Source organism: Duganella lactea (assembly GCF_009857505.1).
Lineage (GTDB): Bacteria > Pseudomonadota > Gammaproteobacteria > Burkholderiales > Burkholderiaceae_D > Rugamonas > Rugamonas lactea.
In genome coordinates, this window is sequence record NZ_WWCP01000002.1 from 181,124 (window position 1) to 203,563 (window position 22,440).

The following is a 22,440-nucleotide window of genomic DNA, read 5'->3' on the forward strand; positions in this document are numbered from 1 at the left end:
TATTTATATCGTTAAGTCACTCGATACCGCCGGCTCGCGGGCGCAGCAGTTCTGGCGCCGCGTTCAGGTCGTCGAGCGGGCGCGCCACGCTGCCGGCCTTGCGGCGCAAATACTGACGACGCGCGGCCACGACAACCGAGCCTAGCGCCCAGGCCCACAGCAGCGGATCGAGCAGCGCATCCCACAGGTTGCCGGTCGGCAGGCGCAGCAACGAGAACAGCAGCACGGCGGTCAGCAGCGCGGCGCCGCCGGCGCCAAAGCGCAGCCAGATCGCCGCCACGCCGGCCAGCGCCGCCGCAATGGCCAGCACGGCGGCGGCATCGGCGTCGAAGCCGCGGTAATACAGTCCCAGCGCCAGCACGCCGAACGCATCCAGATACAGCACCACGCCGAGCAGGCTCAGCAGCAAGGCGAAGGCCGGGTGCAGCAGGAAATCGACCGGTTTGGCGGTCCAGCGGGCGCACAGCGCCACCAGGCTATAGCCGGCCAGCAAGCCGCTCGGATACTGGAACACCAGCGTCAGCCAGTGGGCCGGCGAGGCAGCGCCCGGCAACACCATCACCAGCGCCACCGTGCCGGCGACGATCAGCTTGGTGCGCTGGGCCAGCGCCGGAAACAGCTTGGGCAACAGCGACGGCAGCACCGACAGCAGCATCGACGCCGCGATCAGCGTCCACGCCAGACGCGCGTATATGATCTGCAGAGACAGCTCGGGCAAACTCATGGCAAGTCCTTGACCGGTTGAATTTTCAGGCGGTGGTGGGCGATTGCCCGCCGCTGATAGGTGTAGGTGATATGCAGCTCGTCGCCCAGCTGATACATGGCCGGATACGAGAACTCGTCACCCGGCTGGCCGCTGACGATGTCTGTCATGTCTTTCCAGCGATGGCCGTCGAGCGACTGCGACAGCGACAGCGTGCTGCGCGCCGTTTCGCTGTTGGTACCATTGTTACGCAGCATCAGCAGGCTGCCACTGTCCAGTCGCAGCACCGCCAGCGACGTGCCCAGATTGCTGATCGAGGTCGGGCCCATATCCTCCCAAGTCACGCCGGAATCATGGCTGACCGCCTGCTGCACCATCGAACGGCTCTTGTTGGCATCGCGCATCCAGGCGCGGATTTCCGTGTTGGACACCGGCACCAGCGTCGGCTGCAGCGAGCGGGTGCGCTCGCCAATGCGGGTCAGGCGCTGCGGATCGCCATTGGCGTCGAAGGTCACCAGCATTGGATACTTGTGGCCGATCTCGAAATACACCGGTAACCACCAACCGCCGCCATCCAGCCCGACCGGCGACGACCGCACCAGCACGCTGGTATTGAACACCGGCGACATCGGCAACACGCGGCGCACCTTGAACGTCGCGCCCTCGTCGGTTGATTGCAGCTGCACCACGCGCGACGCCGCCCAGCCGCCCAGGCCGGTGGCCACGACATACAGATGGATCGTGCCATCGTCGCCGGTCCAGGCGACCGGATTGCCGATGCGGCGCACGCCATGGCCGAGCGCGGCGCCCAGCGACTCGCGGCTGGCCACCACCCAGTTATCGCTCCAGCGGCCATTCGACCAGCGTGACGCGTAGACCTGCACGTCCGGCCCGCTCTCGCGGCTGCCGGCCCACCAGAAAGAAATCAGATCGCCATGCGGCAATTCCGCCAGCGCGCTGGCGTGCGCCGACGGCACGCCCTTGGGCATCGGAATAATGGCGCGGGAGAGTTCGGTCAGCGTCACCGGCACCGGGGCGGCGGTGCTGACCGGGTCCGGTTTGGCGTGGTGCCGCGCCGCGCGCGACCAGCGCACGCCTTCGGCGGTCGCCACGGTGGCGACAATGGCAATACATGCCAGCACGACCAGTTTGGATGGTCGCTGTAAAAGTGGGCGAAAAACTCCCATTCCGTCTCCAGAAATCGGGACATGGAAGCCTGCTCGGTGATTCCCTTGCCCAAAAATTAAGTCACTCCCCAGTCGGCACACAGCTTGTGGCTGCTGCTGAGCACGGACGAAGTCGGTATCCTACAGTAAAAGCCGGGCAAAATGTAGGCGAGTTAGCGGGTACAACTATTGCGCTTGGCGCAATGGCATGCCAAGATGACATCCCACTTGTTTTCGTAATGACAGGCAAAGAGCGCATGTATCAGCAACCACCGGACGCCCCCGATCCGCGCAAACCGCCGCCGTACTCGCCGGGGCATAAAAATCATCTGGCAGACGACCGGGCTGTTGAAGAGACTTTCCGCCAGCCGGCGCGCGGATCGGTGTTGCTGTTGGCGGCGCTATTCGGCTGCGTCGCACTGGGGTTATTTATAACGCACGGCGTGTCGACATCGACGGCGGTCGTGGTGGCGTCCTTCGCCGCGATGCTGGCCATACCGGGATATTTCGCCACCCGAGACCGTAGCCTTCCGCCCAGCCGTACCGAGACAACAGCCGCAACCTGCTGGTTATGGTTCAGACGCGCGCTGTGCTGGGGACTGGCACTGGCGCTGCTTGTTGGCGCCGGTGTACCCGCCCTTTTCGCGGGCCATATTGGCAGGACGCTCGCCGTGTTGGTGTTCAGCGCCTTTCTTGCCTATGTCGGGTGGTTCGGCCGCGCCCACACCAACATCAGCTTCCGCGACGATATCAACGCCCACCACCGCAACAAAGAACGCTACAAATGGCGTTTATGAAACTGCGCTCTGTGGTGCCATCCAGACCAGTTTCCACCGGTGACCGTTCAGATCTTCAAAACTCTGATCTTGGCAATCCGGGCATCAACCCCTTGCGGCTCTCGCAAGCAAGGCAAATGATTACCTCGTTGCCTCCTTCGCCCGGACCTTCGATAATAATCCCCATCGCTTCTTGATTTGCGACATTTTTTTGCACGCACGCACAAGCTAGACTGGTTGCCGCGCGCGGCGCGCCTCTTGCATGCCGCCCCACCATAGGAAGCCCCGCATGCTTGCAGACCCCAGGGAGTTGGACCGTACCGCCGGCACCATGATGCCGGCGGCGGCAGACATCGAGCAGCGCCTGCTGTTTCTGGAGGTCACGCCGGACGACATCCGGCTGCTGCGCGAGATCCATCCGCTGCTGCTACCGCGCCTGCCCGAAGTCATCGCCGGCTTTTACCGCCATCTGCTGGCCATGCCGGTGCTGCGCCTGCTGCTGCGCGATCCGGTGGTGCTGGACCGGCTGCATCATCTGCAAGGCAAATACTTCCAGACGCTGACGGCCGGCGACTACGGCACCGAGTATGTGCGCCATCGATTGCGGGTCGGTCTGGCGCATCAGCGCATCGGCCTGGCGCCGGAGTGGTACATCGGCGCCTACCGCAAATATCTGGGCGACCTCGGCCCGGTCCTGCAGGAACTGCTGACAGACCGCCCCGCCCTGTTCCTGCCGACCTACAACGCGCTGATGAAAATCGCCAGCTTCGACATGGGCCTGGCGCTCGACACCTACATCCAGGCCAGCCGCCAGCAACTGCGTGACAGCGAGGCCCGCTTCCGCGCCGCGTTCGGTCAGGCGGCGGTCGGCCTGGCGCAGTTGTCGGCGGAAGGCCGCTGGCTGCGCGTCAACCGCAAGCTGCAGGATATTGTCGGCTACAGCGAGGAGGAACTGCGCGCCATGCATCTGTCGGACTTGACGGCGCCGGAAGATGGGCACACCGACGCGCCGCTGCTGCGCGCGCTGGCCGACGGCGAACTGGAAACCTCGTCCCGCGAGCGCCGCTACCTGCGCAAGGATGGCAAGCAGGTCTGGGTCAAGACCACTTTCACCAATATGCAGCCGGACGGCAGCGCCGCCGCGCTGGTGGCGGTCATCGAGGATATTTCCCAGCGCAAGCGCTTCGAGGAGGAGCTGATGCACCTGGCCCGGCACGACGCGCTGACCGGCCTGGCCAACCGCACCTTGTTGCTCGACCGGGTGTCGCAAGCCATCGCCCAGGCCCGCCGCAGCGGCAACCAGGTGGCGATGTTGTTTCTCGACCTGGACCGGTTCAAGACCATCAACGACAGTCTCGGCCACGACGCCGGCGACAGCGTGGTGGTGGAGGTCGGCCGCCGCCTCAAACAGGCGGTGCGCGACGCCGACACGGTGGCCCGCTTCGGCGGCGATGAGTTCGTCGTGCTGCTGCCCGAGCTGCCGCATGAACATATCGCCGCCGCGCTGGCGCAGAAAATCCTTACCGCGCTGTTCCAGCCGATGCTGATTCAGGGCCACGAGCTGGCGCCGGCCTGCAGCGTGGGCATCAGCCTGTTCCCGCGCGACGGCACCGACGGCAAGACGCTGCTGAGAAACGCCGACGCTGCGCTGTATCAGGCCAAGGCGCTGGGGCGAGGCAATTATCAGTTTTATTCCGAGGAGATGAACGCCCGCACGCTGGACCGGCTGACGCTGGAAAGCGGCCTGCGTCACGCGGTCGAGCGCGGCGAGCTGCAACTGAAGTATCAGCCGCAGATCGAACTGGCCAGCGGCCACATCGTCGGCGCCGAGGCGCTGCTGCGCTGGTATCCGGCGGGGCAAGACCTGGTGATGCCGGACGCCTTCATCACCATCGCCGAGGAAACCGGGCTAATCGTCCCCATCGGCGAATGGGTGCTGCGCACCGCCTGCGCGCAGCAGGTGGCGTGGCGCCGCGCCGGCCTGCCGGCCTTGCGCATGGCGGTCAACCTGTCGGCGCGCCAGTTCCGCCAGCCCGGACTGGACGCGATGGTGGCGCGCGTGCTGGCGGACACCGGCTGCCACGCCGACGCGCTGGAACTGGAGATCACCGAGTCGGTGCTGATGGACCGCGCCGACGCCGCCGCCGTCACGCTGCAACGGCTGAGCGACATGGGTGTGCAGTTGGCCATCGACGACTTCGGCACCGGTTATTCCAGCCTGTCCTATCTGAAGCGTTTCCCGATCAACGCGCTGAAGATCGACCGCTCCTTCGTCAGCGATATCTCATCCGACGCCGACGATGGCGCCATCGCCGGCGCCGTCATCGCGCTGGCCCACAGCATGGGCCTGACCGTGGTGGCCGAGGGCGTGGAGACACGCCAGCAACACGACTTCCTGCGCCAGCTCAATTGCGACCTGGCCCAGGGTTTTTACTTCAGCCAGCCGCTGCCGGCGGCCGCGCTGGAACACATACTTATTGATGGAGAAGCAAAGAGATGATGCTGCACATTCCCGGCGTGCTGACGCCCGAACAAGTGAGCCTGATGCGGCAACGGCTGCGCGACGCCGACTGGATCGACGGCCGCGCCACCGTCGGCGGCCAGGGCGTCAAGGTCAAGAGCAACCAGCAGTTGGCCGAAAATTCACCGCTGGCCAACGAGCTGGGCCAAGTGGTGCTGGACGCGCTGGCGCGCAATCCGCTGTTCTTCTCGGCGGCGCTGCCGCTGCGTACCTGCCCGCCGATGTTCAACCGCTATGCCGGCGGCGGCACCTACGGCAACCATGTCGACGGCGCGATGCGCCGCATGGCGCTCGACGGCCAGTGGATGCGCACCGACGTCTCGTCCACCCTGTTCCTGACCGATCCGGACGAGTACGAGGGCGGCGAGTTGGTGGTGGAAGACACCTACGGCACGCACGAGGTCAAGCTGCCGGCGGGCGACCTGATCGTCTATCCATCGACCAGCATCCACCGGGTGGAGCCGGTCACGCGCGGCGCCCGCGTCTGCTCGTTCTTCTGGACCCAGAGCATGATCCGCGACGACCAGCGACGCGGCATGCTGCTCGACCTCGACCGCAACATCCAGTCGCTGCGCGCCCGTCTCGGCGATTGCGAGGAGCTGGTCAACCTCACCGGCCACTACCACAACCTGCTGCGCCAATGGAGCGAGGCCTGAGCCACCCAGCGTCCGCAGCCCGCCAAGGGATAGCGCCGATGAAGCGGTTTTAGTACAGCACCACTGAGCGGATCGATTCGCCGCTCTTCATCAGGTCGAAGCCCTGGTTGATGTCTTCCAGCTTCAGGCGGTGGGTGATCAGGTCGTCGATGTTGAGCTTGCCTTCCATGTACCAGTCGACGATCTTCGGCACGTCGGTGCGGCCACGGGCGCCGCCGAACGCCGACCCCTTCCATTCGCGGCCGGTGACCAGCTGGAACGGCCGGGTCGAGATTTCCTGCCCCGCCGCCGCCACGCCGATGATGAACGACTGGCCCCAGCCCTTGTGCGTGCATTCCAGCGCCTCGCGCATCAGCTTGGTGTTGCCGACGCACTCGAAGCTGTAGTCGGCGCCGCCGTCGGTCAGCTGGACGATGGCGTCCACCACATTGTCCACCTCGTTGGGATTGATGAAGTGGGTCATGCCGAACTTGCGGCCCATCGCTTCACGCGCCGGATTGATGTCGATGCCGATGATCTTGTCGGCACCGACCATCCTGGCCGCCTGAATCACGTTCAGGCCGATGCCGCCCAGGCCGAACACCACCACATTGGCGCCCGCCTCCACCTTGGCCGAGAACAGCACCGCGCCCACGCCGGTGGTCACGCCGCAGCCGATGTAGCACACCTTGTCGAACGGCGCGTCCGAACGGATCTTGGCCAGCGCGATCTCCGGCACAACGATGTAGTTGGAGAAGGTCGAGGTGCCCATGTAGTGAAACAGCGGCTTGCCGTCGAGCGAGAAACGGCTGGTCGCGTCCGGCATCAGGCCGCGCCCCTGGGTCGAGCGGATCGCCTGGCACAGATTGGTCTTGCGCGACAGGCAGAACTTGCACTGGCGGCATTCCGGCGTGTACAGCGGAATGACGTGATCGTCCTTTTTCAGCGTGGTTACGCCGGGACCGACGTCCACCACCACACCGGCGCCCTCGTGGCCCAGAATGGCAGGGAACAGGCCTTCCGGATCGGCGCCGGACAGCGTGTAGTAATCGGTGTGACAAATGCCGGTGGCTTTCAGCTCGACCAGCACCTCGCCTTGGCGCGGGCCGGCCAGGTCGACTTCCTCAATGGTCAGCGGCGCGCCGGCGCGCCATGCTACTGCTGCTTTGGTTTTCATGCGTGCTCCCGTAACAAGATGGCGGCATTGTGCCGGCCGCCGCCCGGCGCGTGGGCGCCCGCGCATCAGAATGGCAGGAATTGGTACAATAATGACCGGATTTTCCTGACTGCCCTATGAACTTATCTGCACCCCAGCCGCCGATCACGGTCGATATCGTGGTCTATCCGGGCTTCAAAGCGATGGAGGCCATCGGACCGATGTCGGTCTTCGAGTACGCCAACCTGCACTTGCAACGGCGCGGCAAGACGGCCGGCTACGATGTCCGCATCGCCTCCCACAAAACCGGCCTGGTCCGTTCCGACACCCTGATGGCGCTGGAGGCGACCAAGGCGCTCAATCCACTGGCGCTGCCGGACAACGCGATCATCGTCGGCGCCCGCCATATCCGCCAGGCGATGGAGGACAGCGCCGCCATCACGGCCTGGGTGGCCGCCGTGGCGCCGCGCATCCAGCGGCTGACGGCGCTGTGCTCGGGCGCGTTTTTCCTCGCCGCCGCCGGTGTCTTGGACGGCAAGCGCGCCACCACCCACTGGAGCGTGGCCGAACGCCTGCAGGCCGAGTATCCGGCGATCGAGGTCGATGCCAACGCTATCTTCATCCGTGCCGACAATGTGTGGACCTCGGCCGGCGTCACCGCCGGCATCGACCTGGCGCTGGCGCTGGTGGAGGAAGACTTCGGACGCGATCTGGCGCTGGAAGTGGCCACCGAAATGGTGGTCTACCTGAAGCGTCCCGGCGGGCAGTCGCAATTCAGCGCGCATTTGCGCAGCGAGCGCACCGCGCGGCCGAATATCCGCGAACTGCAAAACTGGATACTGGACCATCTGCACGAACGCCTGTCGGTGTCGCAACTGGCGCAGAAAGCGATGATGAGCGAACGCCACTTCGCCCGCGTGTTCCAGCAGGAAGTGGGCCTGAGCGTGCAGGAATTCATCGAGATGTGCCGCTTCGAGCGGGCCACGCAATTGCTGGCCGACCTAGCGCTGGCGCTGAAGACGGTCGCCGCGCGCGCTTGCTTCACCGACGAGGCGCACATGCGCCGCGTCTTCATGAAAAAACTGGGCATTACGCCCAAAGTCTATCGCGAGCGCTTCGCCACCACCGGCGCTTAGCGCAGGCCGGCGACGCTCATCTCACTGGCCGGCGGATCGACGTAGCGCTGCTGGATCGCCGGCACCTCTTCCAGATTGGCCAGCAACGCATCGACGCAGGCCGGGTCGAACTGGCCGCCCTTCTGCTCCTGCAGGTAGGCGACGGCGCGTGCCAGCTCCCAGCCCTGCTTGTAGGGTCGGGACGAGGTCAACGCGTCGAACACGTCCGCCACCGCGACGATCCGGCCATACAGTGGAATCGCCTCGCCGGCCAGGCCGTTCGGATAACCGCCGCCGTCGTAACGCTCGTGGTGGCTGATGGCGATCGTGGCGCCGGCCTGCAGCAACGGCGACTCGCTGCCTTCGAGGATGGCGGCACCGATCCGAGGGTGGTGCTGCATGACCGCGCGTTCGCTGTCGGTCAGCGGTCCCGGCTTGAGCAGGATGGCGTCCGGAATGCCGACCTTGCCGATATCGTGCATCGGCGCGGCGTCGGCGATCAGGTCGCACTCGGCGGCGTCCAGCCCGAGCGTGGCGGCGATCAGCCGCGAGTAGGCCGCCATGCGCTGCAGATGGCTGCCGGTGTCGCTGTCGCGGAACTCGGCCGCGCGCGACAGCCGGTAAATCGCCTCGTGCTCGCGGGCGACGATGGCGGCGGTGGCCTTGGCGACCGCCTCGGCCAGCGTGTCGGCGCGCGCCGCCAGTTGCAGCTGCGCCTGACGCAGCGCCAGCAGATTGCCGATGCGGACGTTGAACTCGATGCTGTTGACCGGCTTGGTGAGAAAATCGTTGGCGCTCAGGCGCAGCGCCTCGTGCCGCACGCTGGACTCGGTGTCGCCGGTGACCATCACCACCGGCACGTCACGCGCGCCGGGCAGCGCGCGGAAGCGGCGCAGGAACTCTAACCCGTCAATGCCGGGCATCATGTAGTCCACCACCACCAGGTCAGGCATGCTGGTCTCGCACAACGCCAGCGCCGCGCCGACATCGGCCATGGGCAACGGCGTCGCTGTGTCCAGCATGCTCAGCATATGGCAGAACAGGTCCAGGTTCATCTGGGTGTCATCTACGACCAGCACGTTCATCACACTTCTCCGAGGGTCACCAAACAGTCATAGTCAGATTATGCCGCAAAACGGCCGCCGCCAACGGTGAGTGTTTCCTTTCGCCAATCCGACCGCCCGGTGCTACAAGCCCTGGAACGCCACCGTCAGCATGTGCCGCACGATGTCGTCGTCGCTCATCTTGCTGAACTTGCTCAGAAACTCGACCGCCGGATCGCAGGTGCGCGCGTAGTAACTGAACAGAATCACATCGCTCGGCAGGCTGGCGTTGAGCAAGCCCTCCTTCTGCCCCTGCTTGACCAGCGCCTCCAGCATGCGATTCAGCTTGACCACGCGCAGCATGTACTTGACGTTGCGCATCAGCATGTCCCGCACATGCGGGCTGGTCGACGGCAAGAACGGCAGGCCGCCGCCCAGCCGCACCCGCAGCGCCCAGGTCAGCAGCGCCGACAATTTCTGCACCGGCCCCAGCGACGCGTCCATCGCCGTCACCTGGTCGATCGCGCCGTCCAGCAGGCGGATCATGGCCTCGCCTACCAGCTCCTCCTTGGACTTGAAATGCTTGTAAAGGCTGGGCTTGGAGATGCCAACCGCGCCGGCCACATCGTCCATGGTCATCAGGTCATAGCCCTTACTGCTCAACACGGTCGTGGTGGCGTCGAGAATGGCGCTCTCACGCAACTTGAACGCCTGATCCTTGAAACTGAATTTTGAAAGAATACTCATTGGTAAATTTTAGCTACTAATCAGTAGCATTTCTGATTTGTTGGTAGTAATATTAGCATATCGGTAGATCAACAGCACTATATCCATGCAAACACGCAAACGCATTGCCGTCATCGGCGCCGGCATTTCCGGCCTGGCCGCCGCCTATTTCCTGCAACGCCGCCACGACGTGGTGCTGTTCGAGGCCGGACCATATCTGGGCGGTCACGCCAACACGGTGGACATCGAAGTCGAGGGGCAGCGTTGCGCGGTCGATACCGGCTTTCTGGTCTACAACGAAAAAACCTATCCCAACCTGATCGCGCTGCTCGATGAGCTGGGCGTGGCAAACATCGCCAGCGACATGTCGTTCGGTGTCTCGATGGATGACGGCGCGCTCGAATGGGCCGGCACCAACCTCGACACCGTGTTCGCCCAGCGCCGCCGGCTCGCCTCGCCGTCCTTCCTGCGCATGCTGCGCGACATCCTGCATTTTAATCGCCGCGCCGAGGCGTTTCTGGCGCAAAGCCAGAGCGACGGCGCGACGCTGGGTGAACTGCTGGCGCGTCAAGGCTACGGCAAGCTGTTCCGCGACGCCTATCTGCTGCCGATGGCGGCCGCCATCTGGTCCAGTTCGCCGCGCGACATTCTCGGCTTTCCAGCCGCGACCTTCTTGCGCTTCTGCCTCAATCACGCGCTGCTGCAGGTCAACAACCGGCCGCGATGGCGTACCGTGCGTGGCGGTTCGCGTCACTATGTGCAGGCCATCGCCGCCACGCTGGCCGATTACCGCCTGAACACGCCGGTTGGCGGACTGCGCCGCGTGGATGGCAAGGTGCTGGTGGCGACCGCCACGCAAACCGAAGCGTTCGACGAAGTGGTGCTGGCCACCCACGCGCCCACCACGCTGGCGCTGATGGCAGACGCCAGCGCCGACGAGCGCGCCATTCTGGGCGCCGTGCGCTACCAGCCCAACACCGCCTGGCTGCACACCGATGCGCGCCTGATGCCGCAACGGCGCAAAGTCTGGTCGGCCTGGAATTATTTATCCTCCCACCAATCGGACGGCAGCCGTCCGGTATGCGTCAGCTATTGGCTGAACCAGCTGCAAAGCCTGCCGTTCAGCACGCCGGTGGTGGTGACGCTGAATCCGCCATCGCCCCCGGCGGCGGACAAGGTGCTGGCGCGGTTTGAGTACGACCATCCGATCATGGACCAGCCGGCCATCGACGCGCAGCAAGCACTAAGCGGTATCCAGGGCCAGGGCGGTCTGTGGTACGCCGGCGCCTGGACCGGCTACGGTTTCCACGAGGACGGCCTCAAATCCGCGCTGCGCATCGCCGCCGCCTTCGACACCTCCCCAGCCTGGGCTTCGCTGCCATGAAGCCGCAGGCGCCCGCGCAACTGATCCACGCGCGCGTGATGCATGCGCGGCTGAGGCCGGTACTGCACCGCTTCGTGTATCCGGTGTTTTATGTCCGCGTGAACCTGGCGCGGCTGGACGCGTGCCAGTCCGTCTGGTTCGGCATCGACCGCCGCCGGCCACTGTCGCTGCGCACGCGCGACTACGGCGCGCGCGACGGTTCCAGCCTGGAGCACTGGATGCGAGCGCTGCTGGCCACGTACGGCATTCCGGCCGAGGGCGAGATCTGGCTGCAAACGTTTCCACGGGTGTTCGGCTACGTGTTCAATCCTGTCAGCTTCTGGCATTGCCACGACCGTGACGGCCACCTGTGCGCCGTGCTGGCCGAGGTCAACAACACCTTTGGCGAAACCCACCGCTACCTGCTGCAACTGAGCGAAGACGGCCGCGGCGCCTGCCGCAAGCAGATGCATGTATCGCCGTTTTGCGAGACCAGCGGTGACTACCGCTTCCGTTTCCGCCCGAGCGACACGCGCCCGCACACCGCCATCGATTACCACGACCAGCAGGGCCTGCTGATCCGCACAGCGCTGACCGGCCATGTGCAGCCGCTGTCGCGCCGCGCCGCCGCTGGCGCGCTGCTGCGCTACCCGCTGCTCGGCCTCGGCGTCGTGTTCCGCATCCATAGTCAGGCGCTGCGCCTGTGGCTGAAGGGCGTGCCCTTCTTCCGCAAACCGCCGCGCACCCTTCCCCACACTACCGTTCACGAGGAGCCGCTTCAATGAGCCAAACGCTGTCGACCACTCTCCAGGCCGCCCCCGCCGCCGCGCGGGTGTTCCTGAATCTGCTTGGCCGCATCGGCACAGGTCACCTGGAACTGATCACGCCCGACCACACGCGCATGGTGTTCGGCAACGCCCGTGTCGGCCCCGGCGCCACGCTGGAGATCCGCGACTGGCGCGCATGCGGCCGCATTCTGCGCGCCGGCGACATCGGCCTGGCCGACGCCTGGGCCGCCGGCTGGATCACCAGTCCGGACCTGGTGGACCTGCTGCGGCTGGCGATCCGCAACGAGGCGGCGCTGGAGCCGGCGCTGTTCGGCGGCGTGCTGGCGCGCTGCTGGTATCGCCTGCGTCACTGGTTGCGGCCGAACACGCGCAGCGGCAGCCGGCGCAATATTCATCAGCACTACGATATCGGCAACGATTTTTACCGTTTGTGGCTGGACCCGAGCTGGACGTATTCGGCGGCCCTGTTCGACGGTGATTATCAGCAGCCTCTGCAACAGGCGCAGCAGCGCAAGTATCAGCGCATCATCGACACGCTGGGCCTGCGCGCCGGCGACCGGGTGCTGGAAATCGGTTGCGGCTGGGGCGGCTTTGCCGAGCAGGCCGCGCGCCAGGGCATCCAGGTCCATGGCCTGACGATTTCACCATCGCAGCTGGAGATCGCCCGCCAACGCATCGACGCCGCCGGCCTGGGCGCGCTGGCGCAACTGGAATTGCGCGATTACCGCGACATCGACGGCAGCTACGACGCGGTGGTGTCGATCGAGATGTTCGAGGCCGTCGGCAAGCGCTACTGGCCCGAGTATTTCAGCACGGTGGCATCGCGCCTGAAACCGGGCGGCCAGGCGCTGGTGCAATCGATCACCATCGATGCGCGTCACTTCGAGCGCTATCGCGCCACGGCGGACTTTATTCAGGAGTACATTTTCCCCGGCGGCATGCTGCCCAGCATCGAGCGCTTCGAGCGCGGCGCCGCGCGCGCCGGGTTGCGTCCGGTCGCACACCATGCTTTCGGCCCCGACTACGCCGAAACCCTGCGCCGCTGGCGCAGCGCCTATCACGCGGCCGACGCGCAGGTCAGCGCGCTCGGCCTGGACACCCACTTCATGCGCATCTGGGACCTGTATTTTGCCTACTGTGAAGCCGCATTTGACGAGGGCCGTACCGATGTCGTCCAATTCCATTTGCACAAGTCCTGAGCGCCGGCGCGTGCTGTGCGCCGCGCTGCTGCTGGCCTGCATCGGACCCCGCGCCCAAGCCGCCGCTGCGGACTGGCGTGCCATGGTGCCGCAGGCGCAAGCACTGGGTGGCGGCGACCTGACCTGGTTCGGGCTGCGCATCTACCGCGCCACCCTGTGGTCGGCCAGCAAGCCGTTCGACGCCACCCAGCCGTTTGCGCTGCAACTGCGTTATTACCGCGGCATCAGCCGTCAGCGGCTGGTCGATACCAGCATCGATGAAATCCGACGCCTCAGCGACGCGCCGATCGCCGACGCCACGCTGAAACGTTGGCAAGCGCTGCTGATGTCGGCCTTCGTCGATGTCGGCGAAGGCGATGAGCTGATCGGCGTTTATCTGCCGGGGCGCGGCATGCAATTGTACGACCGCGAGCGCCTGCTGGCCGAGCTGGATGACGAGGCGTTGGCGCGCGCCTTCTTCGACATCTGGCTCAATCCGCAGAGCCGCGACCAGAAGTTGCGTCAGCGCCTGATGGGAGCGCAGCCATGAGCAATGCCGCCTACGGCTTGCTGGGTGCGCCGCTGGCCATGGCGGCGCTGCCGCTGTTCGTGCAGTTGCCGGCTTACTACGCATCGCATCTGGGCATGGCGCTGGGCCCGCTGGGCATGGTGCTGTTCATCGCGCGCGGCATCGATATGCTGCAAGATCCGCTACTGGGCCACTTGCTGGATCGCAGGCCAGCACAGCATCGCCGCTGGATGACGCTCGGCGCCGTGGTGCTGGTGCTGGCGTTTGCCGCGTTGTGGTTGCCGCCGGTCGGCATCGGCGCCGGCGCGCTCAGTCTTTGGATCGCGCTGATGCTGGTGCTGGCTTACGGTGCGCACAGCCTGATCAACATCGCCTACCTGACATGGGGATCGCAACTACATGGCCCACTGGGCGCCGCCGCCTGGCGCGAAGCCTTGGGGTTGGCAGGCATGATGGCGGCCAGTCTCGCGCCAGCCGCCATCCTCGGCGGCGATACCGCACAGGTCCGGCCGCTGCTGGCGCTTTACAGCATGGCCTTCGGACTGCTGATGGTCTCGGCCATGTGGGCGCTGCTTCGCCACGCGCCACAGGTGGCTACCCCGACGAGCATACAAACACAGGGCTGGCGCGACACGCTGCGTGAACTGGCAGGCAATCGTCCGGTGCGGGCGCTGCTGCTGCCCTACTTTCTGAATGCGCTGTCGGTCGCCATCCCGGCCACGCTGGCACTGTTCTACATCGCCGACCAGTTGGGCGCGCCGCAGTTGTCAGGCGTGTTCCTGGCGTGCTATTTCGGCGCGGCCGCTTGCGGATTGCCGGTCTGGGCCAGGCTGGCCCATACCCACGGCGCGCTGCGCTGCTGGCGCGCCGGCATGTTGCTGGCGGTGGCCGGCTTCTGCGGGGCCGCCTTGCTCGGCAGCGGCGACCTCGTGCCCTACGCGGCGGTCTGCATCGCCGCCGGCGCGGCGCTGGGCGCCGACCTGGCCTTGCCACCGGTCCTGCTGGGACGGCTGCTGGGCCAACGTGCCGGTGCCGGTTTCGGCCTGTTCACGCTGCTGGGCAAACTGGCGCTGGCCATCGCCGGCCTGACGCTGCCGCTGCTGTCGTGGCTGGATTACCGTCCCGGTCAGGGCGGCGGCGTCAGCCTGGTGCTGGCCTACGCCGTCCTGCCCTGTCTGATCAAATTACTGGCGATGGCGGCATTGAGCCGCTGCACCGAAACCCTGGGGAGCAACACATGAAAATACTAGTCAACGTCATGCTGGCCGTGCTGCTGGCCGGCTGCGCCGGTCCGGACGTCCAGCAGTACAAGACGGTCTCACCAACGCTCGATCCGGCCGAGTACTTCACCGGCGTCACCGACGCCTGGGGCATGTTCCAGAAGCGCGACGGCGAAGTGACGAAACGCTTCCACGTCGTCATCACCGGCACCCAGCAGCAAGGCGTGCTGACACTGGACGAGCGCTTCCGCTACGACGACGGCACCACGCAACAGCGCGTCTGGCGTCTGGTCAACGATGGCCAGGGGCGTTGGCGCGGCACCGCCGCCGACGTCGAGGGCGAAGCGCAAGGCACCGCCGCCGGCAACGCGCTGCGCTGGCAATACACGCTGTTGCTGCCGGTTGACGGCACCACGTATGCGATGCAATTCGATGACTGGATGTTCCTGATCGACCGCTGCACCATGATCAACCGCGCCAGCATGCGCAAATTCGGCATCGAATTCGGCCAGGTCACGCTGACGTTCCGGAGGCGCGCATGCAACCCTTGAACACGCCCGTGCGCGACTGGACCGGATTGCGCGTATGGGTCATCGGCGCGTCGAGCGGCATCGGCGCCGCGCTGGCGCAGGAGGCGCTGCAGGCCGGCGCGCGCGTGGCGCTGTCGGCGCGGCGTGCCGAGCGTTTGCAATCGGTGGCCGACGCGCATCCGCAAGCGCTGGTGGCGGCCTTCGACATCCTCGACCAGCAGGCCTGGCAGCAGCGCCACGAGCAGATTTCTGCTGAATTTGGGGGTGTGGACCTGATCGTCTTCTGCGCCGCCGAATATCGTCCCGAGCGCAGCTGGGAGATCGACGCCGGCCGCGCCGCCCACACGCTGCAAACCAATCTGGGCAGCGTCTACACCGGCCTGACGACGGTGCTGCCCGCCATGCTGGAACGCGGCAACGGCCGCATCGCCATCGTCGCCAGCGTGGCCGGCTACTTCGGCCTGCCCAACGCCAGCGTCTACGGACCGAGCAAGGCGGCGCTGATCAACCTGGCCGAACTGCTGTACGTCGATCTGCGCCCGCGCGGCATCAGCGTCCACCTGATCAATCCCGGCTTCGTGCAGACACCGCTGACCGCCAAGAACGAATTCAGCATGCCGGCGCTGCAAACGCCACAGGCGGCGGCGCGCGCCATCCGCGACGGCATTTCGTCGGGACGGTTTGAAATCCACTTCCCGCGCCGCTTCACGCTGGCGCTCAAGCTGGTACGCTGGCTGCCCTACCGGCTGCGTTTTCCGCTGATAGCACGACTGGTACGCACATGACGACATCATTAGCCCCCCTGCTCGCCTGGTACGCGACGCTGACGCCGCAGAGCGTCGGCCACGCGCGCCAGTTTTACGCCGCCGACGCACAGTTCCGCGATCCGTTCAACGACGTGCGCGGCGTGTCGGCCATCGAGGCCGTGCTGCACCATATGTTCACGCACAGCGACCATCCGCACTTCATCATTGGCGAGCGCATCGTGCAGGGACAGCAGGCCTTCGTGACCTGGACCTTTGTCTGCACGTTGCGCGGCGTCACCTATGAGGTGGTGGGCGGCACCCACTTCCGCTTCAACGACCAGGGTCTGGTCACGCTGCACCGCGATTACTGGGACGCGGCCGAAGAACTGCTGCAAAAGCTGCCGCTGGTCGGCGCGCCGATCCGCTGGCTGCGCCGCCGCTTCGCCGTGCCGACGCCCTAATCCGCCTCGGCCACCAGCGCCGGCGACGCCGCGAGTGCTTCAAGCGCCGTCTGCTCGCCGTGTCATAAAGTTGCAACAATACTTCGATAATATTTGAATTGTCGTAGCTTTTTGCAATAGAATACTTCCATAATCATTGAATGATGGAATAGTCTGATGGATACCAAAGATGTTCTGGCCGCCTTGGCCGCGATCGCGCAGGAGAGCCGCCTGGCGGTATTTCGCCTGTTAGTGCAGGTTGGGCCAGCTGGCATGGCCGCCAGCAAGATCGCCGAGCATCTTGATGTCGCACCATCATCGCTGTCGTTTCACCTGAAGGAGCTCACGCACGCCAGGCTTATCACCTCGCGCGCTGAAGGCCGCTTCATCATCTACTCGGCCGATGTGGCGGTGATGAACGGTGTGATCGGCTACCTGACGGAAAACTGCTGCGGTGGTATTCCATGTGGCCCAGCAAGCTGCGGCACCACCCCTACCGCCCATTAATACGGAGAATTCCCATGCAAGACAAGGTCTACAACGTTCTGTTCCTGTGTACTGGTAACTCGGCGCGCAGCATCATGGCTGAAGCACTCGTCACGACGATGGGCCAAGGCCGCTTCAAAGGCTACTCGGCCGGCAGCCAGCCTAACGGCGCTGTCAACCCGTTGGCCATCGAGCAGGTGGCGGCCACCGGCTATCCGGTCGCTGGCCTGCGCAGCAAAAGCTGGGACGAATTCGGTGCGCCTGACGCGCCGCAAATGGACTTCATTTTCACCGTCTGCGACAACGCTGCCGGCGAGACTTGCCCCTACTGGCCTGGCCATCCAATGTCGGCGCACTGGGGCTTCGAAGATCCGGCGGCGGTCACGGGAACGGACGAAGAGAAGCGCGAGGCATTTCACCGCATCTTCCGCCAGATCATGGCCCGTATGAGCATCTTTGTCAGCCTGCCGCTGCACATGCTGGAGAAGAACGCGATCCAGCACGAAATCCACACCATCGGCGCCACGCCGGTTTAATCAGCGGCACGGCTCTGCATGCCGTGGCCAGCAAGGGCATCAAGATTTCGTCGGGCCTGGACTCACCATGGAGAAGACAACAATGGAAAAGATCACTGATCTGCCCAATATCAATCCTGCGCAGCTCGATATGCCGACGATGGAGCAACTCAACGCTGCCGCCGGCCTGCATCATCCGCCGCGCATCCTGATGCTTTACGGTTCACTCCGGGAGCGGTCCTTCAGCCGCTACCTTACCGAAGAGGCCGCACGCATACTGGAGCACTTCGGCGCCGAGGTGAGGATCTTCAATCCAATGGAGCTGCCCATGGTCGGTAGCGTCTCGGAAGACCATCCCAAGGTCATTGAGCTGCGAGCGCTATGCCTGTGGTCTGAGGGCCAGGTCTGGTGTAGCCCAGAACGCCACGGCACCGTCACCGCGGTCATGAAAAACCAGATTGACTGGATACCGCTCGAAATGGGCGCGATTCGGCCAAGCCAGGGACGCACCCTGGCGGTAATGCAGGTCTGCGGCGGCTCACAGTCTTTCAACGTGGTCAATACGCTGCGTCTGCTCGGCCGCTGGATGCGCATGTTTACCATCCCGAACCAGTCCTCTGTGCCGATGGCCTATAATGAATTCGACGAGGCCGGTCGCATGCGCCCATCCGGCTACTATGATCGCGTGGTCGACGTCATGGAGGAGTTGTTCAAGATGACGCTACTGCTGCGTGGCCGGGCTGATTACCTTACCGACCGTTACAGCGAGCGCAATGAGCGTTCGATGAAGGCGATTACCCAGACGATCCAGAAAATATGAGCGATCCAGCCAAAGCCGTTATGACTATTCGAGATGCAGCAGTAGGTGATGCCAAGGTGGTCGCTGACATTTACAACTATTACATCCTCAATACGACGATCACCTTCGAAGAACAGGCTGTCACTGACACGGACATGGCCCAGCGTATTGCAGATGTCCAGGGCGCCGGACTACCTTGGTTGGTGGTGGAGTCCGATGGTGAAGTGGCGGGTTATGCCTACGCCACAAAATGGCGGGTGCGCCATGCCTATCGTTTCTCGGTTGAGAGTACGGTCTATCTGGCGCCAGCGCTGTCCGGCAAAGGCTTGGGCAGAGCGTTATATAGTGAACTGCTATTACGCTTGGCCAAGAGTGGGTACCACCTGGTTATCGGTGGCATAGCGCTGCCTAACGCCGCCAGTATCGCATTGCACGAGAAGATGGGATTTGAGAAGGTCGCCCAATTCCGTGAGGTCGGCTTCAAATTTGATCGTTGGCTTGACGTGGGATATTGGGAAAAACACCTCGGCACAAATCAGCCGAAAAAGGCAAGGTAGAAGATCGCCAAGAATCTGCCGCGCGCCATTCGGATGCTTTACAATCGCTCGCACGACCAAGCAACGAGAGCAAAATGACCGAGCACCCTCACTACAGCGCTGAGGAAAAACGCAAACGCGTGTTTGCGATTATCAGCGCCTCCTCCGGCAATCTGGTGGAATGGTTCGACTTCTACGTCTACTCCTTCGCCTCGATTTACTTCGCCAGCCAGTTCTTCCCCAGCGGAAACCCCACCGCCGAATTCCTCAAGTCCGCCGCCGTGTTCGCGGTCGGCTTCCTGATGCGACCGGTTGGCGGCTGGCTGTTCGGGCGCATCGCCGACCGCGTCGGCCGCAAGAAATCGATGGTGATTTCGGTGCTGATGATGTGCGCAGGTTCGCTGGCGATCGCCGTGCTGCCGACCTACGCCAGCATCGGCGTGGCCGCCCCCATCCTGCTGCTGATCATCCGCATGTTCCAGGGTCTGTCGGTGGGCGGCGAGTACGGCACCACCGCCACCTACATGAGCGAGGTGGCGCTGCGCGGCAAGCGCGGTTTCTTCTCGTCGTTCCAGTACGTGACGCTGATCGGCGGCCAGTTGCTGGCGGTGCTCACCATCGTCATCCTGGAGCAGTTCCTCACCGAACCCGAGCTGAAGGCCTGGGGCTGGCGCATTCCCTTCGTCATCGGCGCGATCGCCGCCGTGGTGTCGCTGATGCTGCGCCGCTCGCTGCACGAGACCGGCAAGGCCGAGAACATGCAGAACAAGGATGCCGGCACGCTGGCCGGCATCTTCAAGCACCACCGCGCCGCCTTCATCACCGTGCTGGGCTACACGGCCGGCGGCTCGCTGATCTTCTACACCTTCACCACCTACATGCAGAAGTACCTGGTCAACACCGCCGGCATGCCGGTCAAGACCGCCAGCGTGGTGATGACCGGCGCGCTGTTCCTCTACATGTGCATGCAGCCGCTGTTCGGCATGCTGGCCGACCGCATCGGCCGCCGCCACTCGATGATGCTGTTCGGCGCCTTGGGCGCGCTGGCCACCTACCCGATTCTGGCCATTCTGCGCGGCAACAACAATCCGGTGTTCGCGTTCGCGCTGATCACGCTGGCCTTGGCCATTGTCAGCCTGTACACGTCGATCAGCGGGCTGGTGAAGGCCGAGATGTTCCCGGCAGAAGTGCGCGCGCTGGGCGTGGGTCTGTCGTATGCGATCGCCAACGCGATTTTTGGCGGCTCGGCCGAGTTCGTCGGCTTGGCCTTCAAAAACCTTGGCCATGAAAATTGGTTCTTCGTCTACGTCACCGTGATGATGCTGGTCGCCTTCCTGTTCAGTCTGCGCTTGCCGAAAACGCCTTCTTACCTGCATACCGACCATTGACCGGTGTAGGCGGAGGTTGCGCTAACATCGTGTTCATTGCACAATGTTGGAATGAGACACGATGCCCTCCTCCGCCATGCAGTGGTGCTCGCCTGCGCGCTGACCGCCGCCGGCACGGCCATTGCGGCCGGCACGGGTGGGCAACAATCGTTTGCGCCGGCCTACTTCAGCCAATTTCAGGCCAGCAGCGCCATGGACATGGCGAGCCGGCTGCCGGGGTTTGTCTTCGACGGCGGTAATCCGTCGCGCGGCGCCGCCGGCAATGTGCTCATCAACGGCAAGCGCCCCACTTCCAAAACCGATGCGCTCAGCGATGTGCTGGGCCGCATTCCGGCCGCCGCCGTCGAGCGCATCGATGTCATCAATGGTGGCGCGGGCGGCATCGATATGCAGGGCCACGCCACGGTGGCCAACTTCATCCTCAAGCCAATCGACCTGGTGTCCGCCTCGGTCACGGCCGCCAGCTATGCGACGACGGACGGCGCGTTGCAGCCGGGGCTGGATGGCAACTACAACCTGAAGCGCGGCGACCGCAGCATCAATATTGCGCTGGGCTGGCGCCGCGCGCCGGATACCGGCCAGGGACGCGGCCAGCGCACCACCCGCTATGCCGACCAGGCACAGCCGGCGCGGCTGTCACTGGACAGTGACGGCCTGACCGAGAGTCAAACCGTCAAGGTGAATTACGCGCAAGCGCTGCTGGGTGGCGACGTGAGCTGGAACGGCGGCTACAATCCTTGGACCTACCAGTCGCAATCGCGGCAGGCGGCGGAAACCCTGGCGCTGGCCAGCAACGACAACGTTGGCCGCACATTGGAGCAAGGCCTGGCCTACACGCGCGACCTGTGGCCGGGCGCCAGCATCGACCTGAAAGCGCTGTACCGCAGCTCCGACTTCACCGGCGATGCGGCCTACACGGCAGGCGGCGTCACCTCCCATTCGGTCACAACCAACACCGCCAGCGAACAGATTCTCACCGGGCAGCTTACCTGGCAGGCGCTCGATGGCGTCGTCTTTCGCGGCGGCGTGGAACGGGCGATCAACGCCAACGACAGCGTCAACACCTGGCAAGCCAACGCGCAAGCCGCCGTGCAACCGGGCGTGAGCGCATCGGCGCACGAATCGCGCCTCGAAGGCCAATTATCGTCGGCGTGGCAGGTGGACAGTGCGCTCAGCGCCGAAGCCGGCGTGAAACTCGCCCAGTCCAGCCTGAGCACCAGCGCCAACCAGGCGGACGGCAAGTCCTACGTCTATCCCAAGCCGCGTCTGCGCTTGTCGCTGTCGCCGGCCGCTGCGTTGCAACTGCGTCTGCGTGTCGAGCGCGAAGTGAGCCAGCTGAACTTCGGCGACGCCGCCGCTTATTTCGGCATGGCCGACAAGTCCTTGCGGGCGGACTATCCGGATCTGGTGCCGGCCAAGACCTGGCTGTGCGAAGGCGCGGTCGAATACCGCTTCTGGGATCGCGGCGCCGCCATCCTGAGCTATACCCAGGCGCACATCAGCGATGTCATCGATCGCATGCCGATCCGCGTCGCGTCCGCCACTTACGACGCGGCCGGCAATATCGGCGACGCCAGCGCCGACAGCGTCAGCGGCATGCTGAACTTGCCGACCGACAGCTGGTCGCTGCCGCAGGGGCTGCTCAAGCTGTCGACCACGTGGCGCGCATCCAGCGTCACCGATCCAACCACGCAGGCCGCGCGCCGGCTGTCGGGCGAGCAGCCGTTGTCGTGGCGGGTGGAATTCTCGCAGGACTTGCCGGAGCAGCGCACGGCCTGGGGCTTTTCGGTCGATAACGGCTGGAGCAACGACAGCTGGCAGGTTGGCGAGCGCGACACCAGCAGCGGCAGTGGCTGGGCGCGGGCCTACGTCAACTACCGGCCGGCCGCCAACATGCTGGTCACGCTGGAGCTGAACAACCTGGCCAGCCGCAACATCAGCTACGACCGCCAGCACTACGCCGGCGGCGACCGTTACGCCAGCAACGTCGACTTCTACGAGCACAACCTCACGCGCACCCAGCCGTTCGCCATGCTGCGACTGCGGCACGACTGGTAAATCACTCTTTGCGCTGGCCGATG

23 protein-coding genes are annotated in these 22,440 nt (G+C 64.7%); 18 read left to right on the top strand and 5 right to left on the bottom strand.

Going from position 1 to position 22,440, the window contains the following annotated elements:
- Positions 1–16: 16 nt before the first annotated feature.
- Positions 17–724 (bottom strand): hypothetical protein, encoded by a 708-nt coding sequence (locus GTP44_RS03430; protein ID WP_160991189.1) that lies wholly within the window; start codon positions 722–724, stop codon positions 17–19.
- On the bottom strand, positions 721–1,845 hold the full coding sequence (locus GTP44_RS03435) for an exo-alpha-sialidase (RefSeq protein ID WP_371867134.1): 1,125 nt from the start codon (positions 1,843–1,845) through the stop codon (positions 721–723). The genes GTP44_RS03430 and GTP44_RS03435 overlap by 4 nt, the downstream gene beginning before the upstream one ends.
- A 281-nt stretch (positions 1,846–2,126) precedes the next feature.
- Between GTP44_RS03435 and GTP44_RS03440 the strand changes: the two genes are divergently transcribed.
- The 3 genes from GTP44_RS03440 (at position 2,127) to GTP44_RS03450 (ending at position 5,822) form a co-directional block, all read left to right on the top strand.
- A complete protein-coding gene (locus GTP44_RS03440) occupies positions 2,127–2,666 on the top strand; it encodes an ABC transporter ATP-binding protein (protein WP_161018328.1) in 540 nt (179 codons plus the stop codon).
- A 268-nt stretch (positions 2,667–2,934) separates the two neighbouring features.
- Positions 2,935–5,145 (top strand): putative bifunctional diguanylate cyclase/phosphodiesterase, encoded by a 2,211-nt coding sequence (locus GTP44_RS03445; RefSeq protein ID WP_161018329.1) that lies wholly within the window; start codon positions 2,935–2,937, stop codon positions 5,143–5,145.
- On the top strand, positions 5,142–5,822 hold the full coding sequence (locus tag GTP44_RS03450; RefSeq protein WP_160991184.1) for a Fe2+-dependent dioxygenase: 681 nt from the start codon (positions 5,142–5,144) through the stop codon (positions 5,820–5,822). The genes GTP44_RS03445 and GTP44_RS03450 overlap by 4 nt, the downstream gene beginning before the upstream one ends.
- Positions 5,823–5,871: 49 nt before the next feature.
- Here GTP44_RS03450 and GTP44_RS03455 read toward each other — a convergent pair whose 3' ends face one another.
- On the bottom strand, positions 5,872–6,978 hold the full coding sequence (locus tag GTP44_RS03455; protein ID WP_160991183.1) for an S-(hydroxymethyl)glutathione dehydrogenase/class III alcohol dehydrogenase: 1,107 nt from the start codon (positions 6,976–6,978) through the stop codon (positions 5,872–5,874).
- A 116-nt stretch (positions 6,979–7,094) separates the two neighbouring features.
- Between GTP44_RS03455 and GTP44_RS03460 the strand changes: the two genes are divergently transcribed.
- The gene (locus GTP44_RS03460; RefSeq protein ID WP_161018330.1) at positions 7,095–8,093 is read left to right on the top strand and encodes a GlxA family transcriptional regulator; all 999 of its coding nucleotides are present in this window, start codon (positions 7,095–7,097) and stop codon (positions 8,091–8,093) included.
- Here GTP44_RS03460 and GTP44_RS03465 read toward each other — a convergent pair.
- Both GTP44_RS03465 and GTP44_RS03470 read right to left on the bottom strand, forming a co-directional pair.
- Positions 8,090–9,157 carry an HD domain-containing phosphohydrolase gene (locus GTP44_RS03465; protein ID WP_161018331.1) on the bottom strand — a complete coding sequence of 356 codons (1,068 nt, stop codon included), beginning with the start codon at positions 9,155–9,157 and terminating at the stop codon, positions 8,090–8,092. The genes GTP44_RS03460 and GTP44_RS03465 overlap by 4 nt on opposite strands.
- A gap of 102 nt (positions 9,158–9,259) precedes the next feature.
- Positions 9,260–9,862 (bottom strand): TetR/AcrR family transcriptional regulator, encoded by a 603-nt coding sequence (locus tag GTP44_RS03470; protein ID WP_160991180.1) that lies wholly within the window; start codon positions 9,860–9,862, stop codon positions 9,260–9,262.
- A gap of 85 nt (positions 9,863–9,947) precedes the next feature.
- On the opposite strand from GTP44_RS03470, the gene GTP44_RS03475 reads away from it, so the two are divergent.
- The 14 genes from GTP44_RS03475 (at position 9,948) to GTP44_RS03540 (ending at position 22,417) form a co-directional block, all read left to right on the top strand.
- A complete protein-coding gene (locus tag GTP44_RS03475; RefSeq protein ID WP_161018332.1) occupies positions 9,948–11,225 on the top strand; it encodes an NAD(P)/FAD-dependent oxidoreductase in 1,278 nt (425 codons plus the stop codon).
- The gene (locus GTP44_RS03480) at positions 11,222–11,989 is read left to right on the top strand and encodes a DUF1365 domain-containing protein (RefSeq protein ID WP_161018333.1); all 768 of its coding nucleotides are present in this window, start codon (positions 11,222–11,224) and stop codon (positions 11,987–11,989) included. The genes GTP44_RS03475 and GTP44_RS03480 overlap by 4 nt, the downstream gene beginning before the upstream one ends.
- Entirely contained in the window at positions 11,986–13,191 is a 1,206-nt protein-coding gene (locus GTP44_RS03485) for an SAM-dependent methyltransferase (protein WP_161018334.1), read from the top strand. The genes GTP44_RS03480 and GTP44_RS03485 overlap by 4 nt, the downstream gene beginning before the upstream one ends.
- Positions 13,160–13,720, top strand: a complete 561-nt coding sequence (locus tag GTP44_RS03490; protein ID WP_161018335.1) for a chalcone isomerase family protein — start codon at positions 13,160–13,162, stop codon at positions 13,718–13,720. Before GTP44_RS03485 ends, GTP44_RS03490 begins: the two co-directional genes overlap by 32 nt.
- Entirely contained in the window at positions 13,717–14,940 is a 1,224-nt protein-coding gene (locus tag GTP44_RS03495; protein WP_161018336.1) for an MFS transporter, read from the top strand. Before GTP44_RS03490 ends, GTP44_RS03495 begins: the two co-directional genes overlap by 4 nt.
- Positions 14,937–15,470: a DUF3833 domain-containing protein gene (locus GTP44_RS03500; protein WP_161018337.1), complete on the top strand. Its 534-nt coding sequence runs from the start codon at positions 14,937–14,939 to the stop codon at positions 15,468–15,470. Before GTP44_RS03495 ends, GTP44_RS03500 begins: the two co-directional genes overlap by 4 nt.
- Entirely contained in the window at positions 15,458–16,234 is a 777-nt protein-coding gene (locus GTP44_RS03505) for an SDR family NAD(P)-dependent oxidoreductase (RefSeq protein WP_161018338.1), read from the top strand. Before GTP44_RS03500 ends, GTP44_RS03505 begins: the two co-directional genes overlap by 13 nt.
- Entirely contained in the window at positions 16,231–16,656 is a 426-nt protein-coding gene (locus GTP44_RS03510) for a nuclear transport factor 2 family protein (protein ID WP_161018339.1), read from the top strand. Before GTP44_RS03505 ends, GTP44_RS03510 begins: the two co-directional genes overlap by 4 nt.
- A 156-nt stretch (positions 16,657–16,812) precedes the next feature.
- A complete protein-coding gene (locus GTP44_RS03515; RefSeq protein WP_161018340.1) occupies positions 16,813–17,142 on the top strand; it encodes an ArsR/SmtB family transcription factor in 330 nt (109 codons plus the stop codon).
- Between the two features lie 14 nt (positions 17,143–17,156).
- Positions 17,157–17,657: an arsenate reductase ArsC gene (locus GTP44_RS03520; protein WP_161018341.1), complete on the top strand. Its 501-nt coding sequence runs from the start codon at positions 17,157–17,159 to the stop codon at positions 17,655–17,657.
- A gap of 82 nt (positions 17,658–17,739) precedes the next feature.
- On the top strand, positions 17,740–18,456 hold the full coding sequence (gene arsH / locus GTP44_RS03525) for an arsenical resistance protein ArsH (RefSeq protein ID WP_161018342.1): 717 nt from the start codon (positions 17,740–17,742) through the stop codon (positions 18,454–18,456).
- Entirely contained in the window at positions 18,453–18,992 is a 540-nt protein-coding gene (locus GTP44_RS03530) for an arsinothricin resistance N-acetyltransferase ArsN1 family B (RefSeq protein ID WP_229256760.1), read from the top strand. Before arsH ends, GTP44_RS03530 begins: the two co-directional genes overlap by 4 nt.
- A gap of 74 nt (positions 18,993–19,066) precedes the next feature.
- A complete protein-coding gene (locus GTP44_RS03535; protein WP_160991169.1) occupies positions 19,067–20,359 on the top strand; it encodes an MFS family transporter in 1,293 nt (430 codons plus the stop codon).
- Positions 20,360–20,410: 51 nt separating this feature from the next.
- On the top strand, positions 20,411–22,417 hold the full coding sequence (locus GTP44_RS03540) for a TonB-dependent receptor plug domain-containing protein (RefSeq protein WP_161018343.1): 2,007 nt from the start codon (positions 20,411–20,413) through the stop codon (positions 22,415–22,417).
- The last annotated feature ends 23 nt before the right edge of the window (positions 22,418–22,440 follow it).